The 12,744-nt window shown below is 67.1% G+C and carries 15 protein-coding genes; 6 read left to right on the top strand and 9 right to left on the bottom strand.

Going from position 1 to position 12,744, the window contains the following annotated elements:
- Positions 1-9 precede the first annotated feature (9 nt).
- Positions 10-927, bottom strand: a complete 918-nt coding sequence (locus C7I84_RS11665) for a DUF58 domain-containing protein (RefSeq protein ID WP_106772355.1) — start codon at positions 925-927, stop codon at positions 10-12.
- Positions 927-1,931 (bottom strand): AAA family ATPase, encoded by a 1,005-nt coding sequence (locus tag C7I84_RS11660; protein WP_106772354.1) that lies wholly within the window; start codon positions 1,929-1,931, stop codon positions 927-929. Before C7I84_RS11660 ends, C7I84_RS11665 begins: the two co-directional genes overlap by 1 nt.
- 139 nt (positions 1,932-2,070) lie before the next feature.
- Between C7I84_RS11660 and C7I84_RS11655 the strand changes: the two genes are divergently transcribed.
- The 3 genes from C7I84_RS11655 to C7I84_RS11645 are packed head-to-tail and all read left to right on the top strand — an operon-like array spanning position 2,071 to position 4,608.
- Entirely contained in the window at positions 2,071-2,700 is a 630-nt protein-coding gene (locus C7I84_RS11655; protein ID WP_106772353.1) for a DUF1285 domain-containing protein, read from the top strand.
- 4 nt (positions 2,701-2,704) lie between these two features.
- A complete protein-coding gene (locus C7I84_RS11650; protein WP_106772352.1) occupies positions 2,705-3,337 on the top strand; it encodes a CoA pyrophosphatase in 633 nt (210 codons plus the stop codon).
- Positions 3,334-4,608 (top strand): CCA tRNA nucleotidyltransferase, encoded by a 1,275-nt coding sequence (locus C7I84_RS11645; RefSeq protein ID WP_106772351.1) that lies wholly within the window; start codon positions 3,334-3,336, stop codon positions 4,606-4,608. The genes C7I84_RS11650 and C7I84_RS11645 overlap by 4 nt, the downstream gene beginning before the upstream one ends.
- Here the strand turns inward: C7I84_RS11645 and C7I84_RS11640 are convergent.
- The 3 genes from C7I84_RS11640 to hemF form a co-directional block, all read right to left on the bottom strand.
- Positions 4,605-4,790, bottom strand: a complete 186-nt coding sequence (locus C7I84_RS11640) for a DUF1059 domain-containing protein (RefSeq protein WP_106772350.1) — start codon at positions 4,788-4,790, stop codon at positions 4,605-4,607. The two genes, C7I84_RS11645 and C7I84_RS11640, sit on opposite strands and share 4 nt — an antisense overlap.
- Before the next feature lie 181 nt (positions 4,791-4,971).
- Positions 4,972-5,667 carry an alpha/beta hydrolase gene (locus tag C7I84_RS11635; protein WP_245428400.1) on the bottom strand — a complete coding sequence of 232 codons (696 nt, stop codon included), beginning with the start codon at positions 5,665-5,667 and terminating at the stop codon, positions 4,972-4,974.
- Positions 5,668-6,046: 379 nt separating this feature from the next.
- A complete protein-coding gene (gene hemF / locus C7I84_RS11630; RefSeq protein WP_106772386.1) occupies positions 6,047-6,961 on the bottom strand; it encodes an oxygen-dependent coproporphyrinogen oxidase in 915 nt (304 codons plus the stop codon).
- Between the two features lie 121 nt (positions 6,962-7,082).
- On the opposite strand from hemF, the gene C7I84_RS11625 reads away from it, so the two are divergent.
- Complete coding sequence (locus C7I84_RS11625; RefSeq protein WP_106772349.1) at positions 7,083-7,340, top strand: hypothetical protein; 258 nt, start codon at positions 7,083-7,085, stop codon at positions 7,338-7,340.
- A gap of 6 nt (positions 7,341-7,346) precedes the next feature.
- Here C7I84_RS11625 and C7I84_RS11620 read toward each other — a convergent pair whose 3' ends face one another.
- The 3 genes from C7I84_RS11620 to C7I84_RS11610 all read right to left on the bottom strand — a co-directional run bounded on the left by C7I84_RS11620 (position 7,347) and on the right by C7I84_RS11610 (position 9,618).
- Positions 7,347-8,600 carry a tetratricopeptide repeat protein gene (locus C7I84_RS11620; RefSeq protein ID WP_106772348.1) on the bottom strand — a complete coding sequence of 418 codons (1,254 nt, stop codon included), beginning with the start codon at positions 8,598-8,600 and terminating at the stop codon, positions 7,347-7,349.
- A 24-nt stretch (positions 8,601-8,624) separates the two neighbouring features.
- On the bottom strand, positions 8,625-9,074 hold the full coding sequence (gene soxR, locus C7I84_RS11615; RefSeq protein WP_106772347.1) for a redox-sensitive transcriptional activator SoxR: 450 nt from the start codon (positions 9,072-9,074) through the stop codon (positions 8,625-8,627).
- An 85-nt stretch (positions 9,075-9,159) separates the two neighbouring features.
- The gene (locus C7I84_RS11610) at positions 9,160-9,618 is read right to left on the bottom strand and encodes a tRNA (cytidine(34)-2'-O)-methyltransferase (protein ID WP_106772385.1); all 459 of its coding nucleotides are present in this window, start codon (positions 9,616-9,618) and stop codon (positions 9,160-9,162) included.
- 325 nt (positions 9,619-9,943) lie between these two features.
- On the opposite strand from C7I84_RS11610, the gene C7I84_RS11605 reads away from it, so the two are divergent.
- Positions 9,944-10,321 carry a hypothetical protein gene (locus C7I84_RS11605; protein ID WP_106772346.1) on the top strand — a complete coding sequence of 126 codons (378 nt, stop codon included), beginning with the start codon at positions 9,944-9,946 and terminating at the stop codon, positions 10,319-10,321.
- Between the two features lie 42 nt (positions 10,322-10,363).
- Positions 10,364-12,226 (top strand): ABC transporter ATP-binding protein, encoded by a 1,863-nt coding sequence (locus tag C7I84_RS11600; RefSeq protein WP_106772345.1) that lies wholly within the window; start codon positions 10,364-10,366, stop codon positions 12,224-12,226.
- 62 nt (positions 12,227-12,288) lie between these two features.
- Here C7I84_RS11600 and C7I84_RS11595 read toward each other — a convergent pair whose 3' ends face one another.
- The gene (locus C7I84_RS11595) at positions 12,289-12,720 is read right to left on the bottom strand and encodes a type II toxin-antitoxin system HicB family antitoxin (protein ID WP_106772344.1); all 432 of its coding nucleotides are present in this window, start codon (positions 12,718-12,720) and stop codon (positions 12,289-12,291) included.
- Positions 12,721-12,744: the final 24 nt, after the last annotated feature.

Here is a 12,744-nt window from a genome sequence, read left to right as displayed (position 1 = left end):
AGTGCAGAGTCATGCCCGCACCCCCGATGCGTAGCTGGTCTCGGCCGACATCGCGATGTGGACGCGCACCAGCGCCTCCGACGCGAGGCGGTCGGTGTGGTTGACCGTGTAGCTCCAGCCGAGGCGGCGGCACCAGGCACCGAGCTCCTGGCGGCGGGCCAAATAGAGGCGACGGTAATCGTCGCCGAGCAGTTCGGCGCGGCCGGCCGTCAGCTTGTCGCCGGTCTCGGGGTCGGTGAACTCGGTGCGACCGGCATAGGGGAAGGTCTCCTCGGCCGGGTCAGCGACCTCGATCAGATGCGCGCGCACGCCGTGGCGGGCGAGCACGTCGAGCCACTCCTGCGTTTCCTCGACGGGATCGAGGAAGTCACCGGCGATCACGATGTCCGAGAAGCGGCGGATCGTCGAGAGGTCAGGACGAACAGGCAGGGCCGGCGTATGGGCGAGCAGCGCTGCGATGCGCTCGGCGCCGCTGCGGGAGGTGATTGGGTCCGTCAGCCCCGGCCAGGCGATGCGCTCGCCGCTGCGCGAAAGGAGTTCGGCCAGCGCCAGCGCGAGCACCAGGGCGCGTGCCTGCTTGGAGACGGACGCGGAGGTGGACTTGTAGAGCATCGAGGGGGAGGGATCGGCCCACAGCCAGACGGTGTGCGCCGCTTCCCATTCGAGGTCGCGCACATAGGTGTGGTCGTCGCGGGCGGAGCGGCGCCAGTCGATGCGCGCCAGCGCCTCGCCCTCCACATAAGGCCGGAACTGCCAGAAATTCTCGCCGATGCCGCGCTTGCGGCGGCCGTGCCAGCCGCTGATCACGGTGGAGACGACGCGGCGGGCCTCGACCAACAGGTCGGGGACCAGCGAGGCGCGGAGCCGGGCGCGGGCCAGTGCCTCGCTGGCGACGACCGGAGACGACGCCTCGCCGATCCGCGCCATCAGAGCCCTTTCACCAGCCTCGCGACCGCGTCGCGCACGGTCATGCCCTCGGCACGTGCCGCGAAGGTCAGCGCCATGCGGTGCTGCAGCACAGGCTCGGCCAACGCCTTCACGTCGTCGACCGAAGGCGCCAGCCGGCCGTCATAAAGGGCGCGGGCGCGGGCGCACAAAGTCAGCGCCTGGCTGGCCCGGGGGCCGGGACCCCAGGCGACGTGCTTGTCGGTGTCGGCGTCGCCCTGGCCGGGGCGGGCCGAGCGCACCAGCCTCAGGATCGTCTCGATCACGCTCTCCGGCACCGGCATGCGGCGGATCAGGCGCTGGATCTCGCGCAGCCGCTCCGGCGTCAGCACGTTGAGCGCCTTCGCCTCGTCGACGCCGGTGGTCTCCAGCAGGATGCGGCGCTCCGCCTCCAACTCGGGATAGAGGATGTCGATCTGCATCAAGAAGCGGTCGAGCTGCGCCTCGGGCAGCGGATAGGTGCCTTCCTGCTCGAGCGGGTTCTGCGTCGCCAGCACGTGGAAGGGCGAGGGCAGGTCGTGACGGGCGCCGGCCACGGTGACGTGGTATTCCTGCATGGATTGCAGCAGCGCCGACTGGGTGCGCGGGCTGGCGCGGTTGATCTCGTCGGCCATCAGCAACTGGGCGAAGATCGGACCGGAGATGAAGCGGAAGGAGCGGCGGCCGGTCTCGTCCTGCTCCATCACCTCGGAGCCGAGGATGTCGGAGGGCATCAGGTCGGGCGTGAACTGGATGCGGCGGGCATCTAGGCCGAGCACGATGCCGAGCGTCTCGACCAGCTTGGTCTTGGCGAGGCCGGGGACGCCGACCAGCAGCGCGTGTCCGCCGGCGAGCAGGGCGACCAGGGTGCGCTCGATGACGCTCTCCTGGCCGAAGATGACGCGTCCGACGCCTTCGCGGATGCGCGATATGTCGGCCAGCGCCCGCTCGGCCTGTGCGATCATCTCCCCTTCGCTGAGGGCGGGATCCTTGATGATTGCGCTCATGCCTCGGGCCTTTCTCGCCTACAACCGGGCCAGTGCGGTCCGGTTCCGACTCAGGTGCAAAGATGTTGCAGTGCCGAACTGCAAACTTAAATAGCCCCACCCGGCTGACAAGCGAGACAACAGTGACTATTTCGTGACCATGCACAGCAATCAGCACGAGGCGACGCAGCAGATGGGCGGGGCCGGCGACGCCGCCGGCCTGTCCGCGCTGATCGGGCGGGCGACGCGCGCCGGCAAGGGGCCGCCGCCGGTGGAACGCTGGAATCCGCCCTTCTGCGGCGATCTCGACATGGAGATCCGGGCGGACGGCACCTGGTTCTATCTCGGCACGCCGATCGGCCGCATGCCGTTGGTGCAGCTATTCTCGAGCGTGCTGCGCAAGGACGACGACGGCAAAACCTATCTGGTCACGCCGGTGGAGAAGGTCGGCATCCGCGTCGCTGACGCGCCCTTCGTGGCGGTCGAGATGAACGTTTCGGGCGAGGGCGACGGCCAGGTCATCACGTTCCGGACCAATGTCGGCGACGTGGTGGAGGCCGGTCCGGGCAATCCGCTGCGTTTCGTCGACGAGCCCGAGACCGGCGGCCTGAAGCCATACGTGCTGGTGCGCGGGCGGCTGGAGGCGCTGCTGGCGCGGCCGGTCATGTACGAGCTGGTGTCGCATGGCGAGGAGATCGATGTCGGCGGCGTCCCGACCTTCGCCGTGCGCTCGAAGGGCGAGGTCTATCCGATCATGCCGGCCGAGCATCTGCGGCGGCTGAGCGCCTGAGCGGATGCGGGGGGCGTCGACACTCTACACGGCGGAGGACTTCCGCCGCCGCGCCGGGCGCGAGGAGAATTTCCTCATCCATCCCGATGAAGACGGCGACCACCGCTTCAATCCGGGACATCCGCGGCTCAATCATCCGAACGGCCTGCGCGAGGCGGCCGTGCTGATCCCCATCATCGACCACGGCGACATGGCCACCATGCTGCTCACCAAGCGGGCCGAGACCTTGCGCAACCATACCGGCCAGGTGGCCTTTCCGGGCGGGCGCGTCGATCCCGAGGACGGCACGGCGGAGCGGGCGGCGCTGCGCGAGGCGGAAGAGGAGATCGGGCTGCCGGCGACCCATGTCGAGGTGCTGGGGCAGATGCCGGACTATGTCGCGGGCAGCGGCTACCGGATCAAGCCGGTGCTGTCGATCGTGCGGCCGGGCTTCGAACTCGTGCTCAATCCCGACGAGGTGGACGCCGCCTTCGAGGTGCCGCTGGCCTTCCTCATGGACCCGGTCAACCACGCGCGCGGCAGCCGCTTCTGGGGCGACCGGGAATGGTTCTTCTACGATATGCCCTATGATGGGCGGCGCATCTGGGGCGTGACCGCCGGCATCATCCGCACCCTCTACGAGAGGCTGTACGCGTGAGCGGCACGGCGACGCTGGCTGGCCGCGCCGACTGGCTGCAGGATCGGCACCTGCAGGCGCTACTCGCCATCCTCGCGGAAGGCGGCGAGCAGGCGCGCATCGCCGGCGGGGCGGTGCGCAATGCGCTGCTGGGGGAGCCGGTGGCCGACATCGACATCGCCACCACGGTGACGCCGGACGAGACGATCCGGCGCGGCGAGGCCGCCGGCTTCAAGGCGGTGCCGACGGGCGCCGAGCACGGCACCATCACGCTGGTCGCCGCCGGACGGCCCTACGAGGTGACGACGCTGCGCGCCGATGTCGAGACGGACGGGCGGCGGGCAAAAGTGCGGTTCGGCCGCGACTGGCAGGCGGACGCCGAACGCCGCGACTTTACCATCAACGGGCTCTATGCCGAGGCCGACGGCACGGTGATCGATCTTGTCGGCGGGCTCGCCGACATCGAGACCCGCACCATCCGCTTCATCGGCGATCCCGAAAAACGCATCCGCGAGGATTTTCTGCGCATCCTGCGCTTCTTCCGTTTCTTCGCCTGGTACGGGTCCGGGCGGCCGGACGCGGAGGGGCTGAAGGCGTGCGCGCGGCTGAAGGATGGGATCGACGGGCTTTCGGCCGAGCGGGTGTGGGCGGAGCTGAAGAAGCTGCTGTCGGCCTCCGACCCGTCACGGGCGCTTCTGTGGATGCGTCAGGCAAGCGTGCTCACCCGCGCCCTGCCGGAAAGCGAGAAATGGGGCATCGACGCCGTGCACGGGCTGGTCGGTACCGAGCGCGATCTCGGCTGGCCGGCCGACGCGATGCTGAGGCTGGAGGCCATCGTGCCCCCCGATGCCGGTCGCATGGCGACGCTCGCCGAGCGGCTGCGCCTGTCGAAGGCGGAGGCGGCGCGGCTGGCCGACTGGGCGAAGGCTTCCCCGCTGGCTGCGACAACCAGTGACACCGCACTGGCGCGCCTGCTCTACCGGGGGTCTCCGCAAGGCATATGCGACCGCCTGCGCCTGTCGCTGGTTTCGGCGCGCGGTCGCGCGGTGGCGGAGACGGAGGCGCTGGTGGAGGCGGGCACCTATGCGCGGCTGCTCAAACGCGCGGCGACATGGCGGAAGCCGGTTTTCCCGCTGAAGGGAGCCGATCTCAAGGCGCTCGGGGTCGAAGACGGACCAGATCTCGGCGCGCTGCTGCGCCGGCTGGAAGAAGAGTGGGTGATGTCGGGATTCTCGTTGGCGCGCGACGCGCTGCTCGAGCGCGCCGCGAGGCTCGCGGGGGAGGGGGGCTAGGCCGCGTCGCGAACCTTCTCGATGCGCGAGCGGATGGCCTCGATCATGGTCTCGCGGATGATGGTCTCGCCATGAATCTCGCGCAGGTGTTCCACGGCGCGGCGCATCACCTCGGCCTCGTCCTGATGACGGGTATGCCAGTCGCAGCCGGGGACGAGCGATCCGCACTGGAATTCCTTCATCGGCTTTCTCCTTCCTCTTCCAGGTCAGGCTGCCACCATAACACAAACCACGGGCTTTGGTTGCCCCTTCGAGGGCGGAGCTTCGGGCCCCGCCCGTCGCCTGGTCAGGCGGCATCACCTGGCGACCTTGACGCGCGCGGGGGTCGTCGACTTGCCCTGCATGTCCAGGCGAGGGTAGCTCTCAGTTCTTGGACACCGCATTGGCGGCGCCGAGCCAATCGGCCACGACCCTGACATCTTCGTCACCGAGCAGATGGCCGGTCTTGACCACCTTGGCTTCGACGCGGCCGCCGTGATCGCGCAGGATCTTTTCCAGCCGCGGACCGTAAGGTGCGTAGGTCTCGTCGGATTCGCCTACGACGATCAGGAAGCGGGTCTTCCTCAAATCGGCCTGCGGGACCTCGTCCAGCACCGGCATGGGCCGCAGTAGCGCGGCGCGCTCGACCAGGCCGGGATGCAGCAGGCAGAGGGCGGCGAGCAGGTTGGCGCCGTTCGAATAGCCGATGAAGACGGTGCGCTTGAGATCGAGCTTCTCGGTCTTGACCTGATTGCGCAGGAAGGTGGCGAATGCCTCCGCCTCGGCGCGGATATCGGTCTGGTCGAAGGCGATTGGCGATATGCGCTGGTACCAGCGCGTGGTGCCCTCCTGGGTGACCCGGCCGGCCACGCCCATCAGCGTGGCGCCCGGCGCCAGCCGGGACGCGAGCGGAATCAGGGTCGTTTCGTTACCGCCGGAGCCGTGCAGCAGCACCATGGTTTCGCCCGACGGATTTTTCGGCCGTTTGTAGACGACCTTGAACTGCTTGACGCGCTCGATCGCAGCGGTGGCGGCCGGCGGGAGTTTCGAGCGGCGGTTCTCGACGGGTTTTTTGGTCACGCCGTCCTCCGGTGCGATTCTCAGGACACAGGCTGTCGGCAGGATGTCGTCGGTTGTCCGATCGACGATCGTTTCAGTCGGAACGGACCCGCTCCCGCACGATGACGGTCGTTCGGCTGACCGGGCCGTTGCGGATGCGGAAAGAAGAACGAGCAAGGCGCAGCCAAGCGCACGCATTCTGGCCATGGGCAAAACCCTGTCAGCGAAAAGTTAAGGCGAATTTTACAGGCTGCGTGCCTTGTCGACCGCCCACCCTCTCCCTCAACCATCGACGCGGGCTTTCTTCGGCCCGGCACCCAAATGGCGGCGCCTCTATATCGGGGTTTTCGCGAAAGTCACCATCGCCGCGGCGCGGCTCGCGCGATCGTGATCGGACCGATCAGGGCCATTTCACCTCCGGCGGCAGGCTGGAGAGGATCGCGGCGACGTTGCCGCCGGTGTTCAGGCCGAAGATCGTGCCGCGGTCGTAGAGCAGGTTGAACTCGACGTAGCGGCCGCGACGCACGAGCTGCTCGTCGCGGTCGGCCTCCGTCCACGCCTCGTTGAAGTTCTCGCGGACAAGGCGGGGATATATATCGAGGAAGGCGAGGCCGACATCCTGCACGAAGCGGAGGCCGGCATCCCAGCCGCCTTGCTCGGGTGTTGGCTGCAGCCAGTCGAAGAAGATGCCGCCGACGCCGCGCGGCTCGTTGCGGTGCTTGAGGAAGAAATATTCGTCGCACCAGGTCTTGAACTTCTCATAGTCGGCGATGGCCGCGTGCTTGCCGCAAGGCCCCTGCATGGCGGCATGGAAGGCGAGGGTGTCCGGATCCTCCTGCGTGCGGCGACGGTCGAGCACCGGCGTCAGGTCGGCGCCGCCGCCGAACCACCAGCGCGAGGTCGCCACCATGCGGGTGTTCATGTGGACGGCCGGCACATTGGGATTTTGCGGATGGGCGATCAGCGAGATGCCGCTCGCCCAGAAGCGCGGGTCCTCCTCGGCGCCCGGTATCTGCTTTCGGAACTCCGGCGAGAATTCCCCATGGACGGTCGAGGTGTGCACTCCCGCCTTCTCGAAGACGCGGCCGTGGATCACCGACATCACCCCGCCGCCGCCCGCGCCGGCCTCGCGCTGCCAGGGCGTGCGTTCGAAACGGCCTGCGGGGCGATCGGCGAGGGGGCCGGCAAGATCGTCCTCGATCGTCTCGAAGGCGGCGCAGATGCGGTCGCGCAGCTCTTCGAACCAGGCTTTCGCCGTTGCCTTGCGATCCTCGATGTCGGCCGGCAGGCCAGGCGCGAGCTGTGGACGCTCCATGATCATTCTCCGTTTGCCACGCCGGACGACATACACGCCGGGCGGCACAAAATGACTCGTATTTTTGCCGGCGATCCCTAATCTCATGCAAGTGAGCGTCTTAGTCGCAGGAGGTTTACCGGTGCCCGCGCCGAAAAGACCGCCGCTCGACGGCCTTAGGAGGCAGCTCGACCGCGCCCGCGCGGAAGGTCGGACGAGACTTGGCGACGGTTTTATCCGCGAGACCTTCGTGCTGCCGCGACCCGACGCCCGGCAGAAGGCACAGGAATGGTTCGACCGCTGGCCGAAGCAGGCCTACTGGACGGCAATCGAGAGCTGGTTCGAGCGGCCGAACGACATCATCGAGTTCACGATCCGGCGGCTGCCGGCCGCGGACTGATTGTGGTCACCGGCGCCGCGACACGACCTCCACGACGGATCGATACAAGCCGGACAGTTTGGTTTGGTCCGGCTGCATGGGATCGTCGGGCAGAGCAGGCGCGGCCTGTGCCGGCGACACGGCCAGCCTGGCCTCGATCTTGTCGCGCAGGGTGGCGTAGACCTTGATAGCGGGCGCAAGCGCCACGGCGCGTCGCGACGCCGCCAGCGCCTGCAGAAGATCGCATTGCCGGTAGCGGATGCCGGCTATCTGGTGGAAGGCGCCGGCGGAGTCCGGCCGCTCAGCGATGATGCCGTCGAAGATGGCGATCGCCCGATCGTATTCCCGAAGCTGCGCCAGGCACCGGCCCATCAGAAATCGATAGCCGGGCTCGCTCGGGGCGAGGGTGAGCGCATTCTCCAGATGCGGCCGCGCCGGGCCGATCTGCTTCATGGCGAACAGCGCCTTGCCGGTCAGGTAGGAGGCATAGGCGGAGCGCGGGTAGAGTGAAACGGCGAACGTCCCGGCCGCTGCGGCCTCGTCGTAACGGCCGGCCCTGACGTGACGGAAGAGATCGTAGAAGGCCTCGGCGAAGCCGGGATGAGAAAGCGCGCGGCCTTCGTTCTGGAGCAGGGGGATCGGCCGATTGTCGACGAACGTCCTGAGCATGGGCACCAACTGGTCGGCCCGATGCAGGTGGGTTGCCAGATCGTGCTTGTATCCGGTGATGGTTCGCGCCCGGCAGTTGGGCAGGCCGTTAACGCGGTCGATGCAATAGAGGTCGATCGGATCCTCTTCGCTGGCGAAGGTGAGGATGGGCTTCTCCGCCGCGATTATCGCATCGAGCAGGTCAGGGTGGGCGATATGCGCGTCGGCGGCGAGCATCCTCATGCTGCGGCTGCTCTCCAGCCGCAGGATGGTCTCGGCGCCGAACGCTATCACCCTCGCGCCGAGCCTGGCGCCGTAGAGAATCGCGCCATGCGCCCCCATGCTCTGGCCGAAAGCGTAGATTTCGTCGGTTCCGAGCACGACGGCCCACCGGCGGATGCTGTCGAGGGTCGCCTCGAGGTCGTCGCCGAGCCCCGGCACGCCCCCCTGGTACCAGTGCTTGCGTGCGTCGCTGAGGAAGAGGCAATGCGCGTCGAGCGCCTTGCCGACCTTCCAGTACTGGAAACGGCCGTCGCGGGCGCCGATGCCGCCGAAGAACAAGACGAGCTTTGTCGAGTCCCTTACCGTGCGGAGATGAAAGCTGGGTCCGCTTAGAGCGGTCGGTTGGCTCATCGACAGGTCCTATCGGGGGCCGGCTTAACTTGTCGACCGCCCGTCGACAAGCCTGCGCGCTCCGGCGCCTTCCTTGCCGAGCCGGTCGTCCGGGTTGCGCAGCCGGCAGCGGTCGATCGACAGGCAGCCGCAGCCGATGCAGTCGTCCAGGCCGTCGCGCAGGGCCTCCAATTGCCTGATGCGACGGTCGAGATCTTCGCGCCAGCCCTTTGAAAGCAGACTCCAATCCTGGCGGGTGGGCGTGCGCCCCTCCGGCAGGGAATCGAGCGCCTTGCCGATGTCGGCCAGCGAGATGCCGACCTCCTGGGCGATGCGGATCACCGCGACCCGGCGCAGCACGTCGCCGCCGTAGCGGCGCTGGTTGCCGGCGGTGCGCTGGCTCCTGATCAGCCCCTTGGCCTCGTAGAAATGCAGCGCCGAGACCGCGACGCCGCTGCGCTCGGCAACCTGTCCGACGGTCAGTTCCCGCGCCATGCAGCTCTCCCTTGACCTCAATATTAGTTTAGGTCTTATCAAGGACTCCTGACGATTGCAAATCATGAGGAACGACGTGTCGAACTCAGCCCACCTGGCGGATCGCCTCTCCGACGGTCATGGCCGCGGCAAGCGCCACGTTGAGGCTGCGGCCCCCGCCCGGCATCGGGATCAGCAGGCGCGCGTCGGCCGTATCATGGACAGCGTCCGGAACCCCGGCCGATTCGCGGCCGAACAGAAGAATGTCGGACGGGGCGAAACAGAATTGCGTGTAGGGCCTCGCCGCCCTGGTCGACAGCAGCACGAGCCGCCTGTGTTCGTGATGGCGCCAGGCGTCGAAACTGGCGAAGTCGAGGTGGCGGGTCAGCGCGGCCATTTCCAGATAGTCCATGCCCGCGCGCCGGAGCGCCCGATCGGAGAGGTCGAAGCCGGCCGGCTCGATGATGTCGACGGCGAGCCCCAAGCAGGCGGCCATGCGCAGGATGGTGCCGGTGTTGCCGGCGATGTCGGGCTGGTAGAGGGCGATGCGGAGCGTGGCCAAGATCTGGTTCCGAAGGCGCGTTGCCGGACGGCCACACCGCAGCCGCAGGTTGGTCCTGTCGGCTTTTCTGGGTGGCATTTTCGGCCGAATGCGGCTATAGGGCGGGCATTGTCAACTCGAACCGACGGAGGCGGATATGGAATTCATGATGACCGTAGATATCCACCGCCCCAATCGTGGGCTTTTCGCCTGACGGCGGCATCGGTTCGACGTTTCAAATCAGCTCTGCAAAAACCTGATCGTCGCGATTCCCGCCGGAACCCATTCCTGGTTCTCGAAGGATTTTGCGATGTCTTTCCTTTCCGTTCGCGGGCAAGCAGGCCCGCACATGCTTCTCGTCCGTGATCCGGACGATCCTATCCGACTCGACGAGGCGCGGCTCGCCGCCTGGGCGCTGGCGCTCGGGCAGGGGCGGGCCGGCGATGGGGCGCAGCGGCGGCCGCATCGCGGCGCCCTGCCGGACGTGGACTTCTCCCGCGCCGAGCGGGCGCCGTACCGGCCGGCGCTGCTGAAACGGCTGCTGCTGGCGTTCCGGCGGAGCATCGCCGGCGCGCCGATCCGCGCGGCCGGAGGCGAAATGTCAGGAACGCGCAGTGCGGCTCTCGGCGGCGCGTCCCGGACATCCTATCTTGCGCGCAGCGTCGTGGAGCACAGATTCGAGCCGGGATCGCCGGCCGGCAACAGACCGAGGGGGCGCGCCCTTTGAAAGCGCGCTCCGGCATCGATTCGTTCGAGAAAGACCAAGTCCATGTACGCCTGGTTTGAAAAGAGGCTCAATCCGTTCCCGGCAGCCGAGCCGACTGAGCCGCCGAAGACGCTGATCGCCTTCTGCCTGCACTACACCAGGGGCTCGTGGCCTTACATCATCGTCTCGACGGTGCTGTCGGCGGTGCTCGCCGTCATCGAAGTCTGGCTGTTCGGCTTCATGGGCAGCATCGTCGACTGGCTGTCCAACGCCGATCGGGCGACGTTCCTGCAGACGGAGGGCTGGAAGCTCGCCGGCATGGCCCTGATCATCCTGGTGATCTCGCCGGGGCTCGATCTGGTGCGCCAGATGCTGACCCAGCAGACGGTGATGGGCAACTATCCCATGCGCATCCGCTGGCAGGTCCACCGCTACCTGCTCAAGCAGTCGATGACCTTCTACCAGGACGAATTCGCCGGCCGCATCGCGACCAAGCTGATGCAGACGGCGCTGGCGGTGCGCGACTGCATCATAAAGCTGTTCGAGGTGCTGAACTATGTCAGCATCTATTTCGTCAGCGTGCTGGTCTTGGTGGGCTCGGCCGACTGGCGGCTGATGCTGCCGCTGCTCGTCTGGCTGGCGGGCTACGTCTGGCTGCTGCGCTATTTCATTCCGCGCCTCGGCAAGGTCGGCGAGGAGCAGGCCGACGCGCGCTCGACCATGACCGGCCGCATTGCCGACAGCTACGCCAACATCCAGACGGTGAAGCTGTTCTCGCATGCGCGGCGCGAAGCCACCTATGCGCGGGACGCGATGAGCGGCTTCATGGACACCGTCTACAGGTCGATGCGGCTGGTGACCACGCTGTTCGTGCTGCTCGGTCTGCTGAACGCGGCGCTGCTGGTCGGCGTCAGCGCTGTCGCGATCTGGCTTTGGCTCGAGAACCTGGTGTCGGTCGGCGCCGTGGCGGTGGCCATCGGCGTGGTGCTGAGAATGTGGGGCATGTCGCACTGGGTGATGTGGGAAATGTCGAGCCTGTTCGAGAATATCGGCACGGTGCAGGACGGCATCAACTCGATCTCGCTGCCGCGCCTCGTCGAGGACAAGCCGGACGCCAAGGACATCACCGTCACCGAGGGCGACATCGTCTTCGACCGCGTCGGCTTCCATTACGGCAAGGGCAAGGGCGTCATCGACAACCTGTCGATCCAGGTGCGGCCGGGCGAGAAGGTCGGCATCGTCGGCCGCTCGGGCGCCGGCAAGTCGACGCTGGTCAACCTGCTGCTGCGCTTCTACGACCTGGAGAGCGGGCGCATCCTCATCGACGGGCAGGACATCTCGGCGGTCAAGCAAGATACGCTGCGGGCCAATATCGGCATGGTCACGCAGGATACCTCGCTGCTGCATCGCTCGGTCCGCGAGAACGTCCTCTACGGTCGTCCGGACGCCACCGAGGCGATGGTGGTCGAGGCGGCGCGCAAGGCCGAGGCGCTCGACTTCATCGCGGCGCTGAGCGATCCGAAGGGGCGGAGGGGCTTCGACGCGCATGTCGGCGAGCGCGGCGTAAAGCTGTCCGGCGGCCAGCGCCAGCGCATCGCCATTGCCCGCGTCATGCTGAAGGACGCGCCTATCCTCATCCTCGACGAGGCGACCTCGGCGCTGGATTCCGAGGTCGAGGCGGCGATCCAGGAGAACCTCTACCGGCTGATGGAGGGCAAGACGGTGATCGCCATCGCGCACCGGCTCTCCACCATCGCGGCGATGGACCGGCTGATCGTCATGGACAAGGGGTCGGTGATCGAGGACGGCACGCATGACGAGCTGATCGCCAGGCAGGGCCTCTATGCGCAGCTCTGGCAGCGGCAGTCCGGCGGGTTCCTGCCTGACGACGAGGCCGGCGAGGTGGAAAAGGCGGCGGCGGAGTGAGGTTTATGAGAGACCCCGCTCCGCTGGTGACGGCGGCCGACGCTGCCGTTCGGGACGGCACTTCACGCCGCGTCTCCGATCGAGACAAACACTTGCTTACCGAACAGCTTGAGTGCCGCATCAAGCGTGGCGAGCTTGGTAGGGTGGTCGGGGTCGAGGATACGGCGCGCCTCGTTCTCCGCCTTTCCGAGCCGTCTGGCGAACTCAGACTTGGACATGCCGGAAGCGCGAAAGGCTTCGATGACGGCAATTTTCAGGGCGTTGGCCATTTCGACGGGCACGTCGACTTGGCTGGCTTTGCGCTTAGAGGGAATCGGCAGCGGTTTGTCGTGCACAAGGTACCCACGCAGCGCTAATCCCAGGGCATCGGAAGCGCTGGCTTTGGCATCCAGAAAATCGTCACCCTGGGTAATCGCCCCCGGCACATCCGGGAAGGTTACAAGAAAGCCGCCATCGGATTCCGGATGGAAGATCGCAGGATAGACATAGTTCATGGGGATAATACTCTCCGTCTGGCT

It is taken from the genome of Kumtagia ephedrae (assembly GCF_003012745.1).
GTDB classification, from domain to species: Bacteria; Pseudomonadota; Alphaproteobacteria; order Rhizobiales; family Rhizobiaceae; genus Kumtagia; species Kumtagia ephedrae.
Note: the sequence above shows the minus strand (reverse complement) of the source record. Positions and strands in the feature narration are given on the sequence as shown.

Bases quoted from the DNA above. Each gene is read 5' to 3' on its own strand.
- soxR (WP_106772347.1), bottom strand. From the start codon at position 9,074: ATGGCGCGGGAACTGACCGTCGGACAGGTTGCCGAGCGCAGCGGCGTC.
- C7I84_RS11655 (WP_106772353.1), top strand. From the start codon at position 2,071: ATGCACAGCAATCAGCACGAGGCGACGCAGCAGATGGGCGGGGCCGGC.
- C7I84_RS11650 (WP_106772352.1), top strand. From the start codon at position 2,705: ATGCGGGGGGCGTCGACACTCTACACGGCGGAGGACTTCCGCCGCCGC.
- C7I84_RS11660 (WP_106772354.1), bottom strand. From the start codon at position 1,931: ATGAGCGCAATCATCAAGGATCCCGCCCTCAGCGAAGGGGAGATGATC.
- C7I84_RS11665 (WP_106772355.1), bottom strand. From the start codon at position 927: ATGGCGCGGATCGGCGAGGCGTCGTCTCCGGTCGTCGCCAGCGAGGCA.
- C7I84_RS11600 (WP_106772345.1), top strand. From the start codon at position 10,364: ATGTACGCCTGGTTTGAAAAGAGGCTCAATCCGTTCCCGGCAGCCGAG.
- C7I84_RS11620 (WP_106772348.1), bottom strand. From the start codon at position 8,600: ATGAGCCAACCGACCGCTCTAAGCGGACCCAGCTTTCATCTCCGCACG.
- C7I84_RS11640 (WP_106772350.1), bottom strand. From the start codon at position 4,790: ATGAAGGAATTCCAGTGCGGATCGCTCGTCCCCGGCTGCGACTGGCAT.
- C7I84_RS11605 (WP_106772346.1), top strand. From the start codon at position 9,944: ATGCTTCTCGTCCGTGATCCGGACGATCCTATCCGACTCGACGAGGCG.
- C7I84_RS11595 (WP_106772344.1), bottom strand. From the start codon at position 12,720: ATGAACTATGTCTATCCTGCGATCTTCCATCCGGAATCCGATGGCGGC.
- hemF (WP_106772386.1), bottom strand. From the start codon at position 6,961: ATGGAGCGTCCACAGCTCGCGCCTGGCCTGCCGGCCGACATCGAGGAT.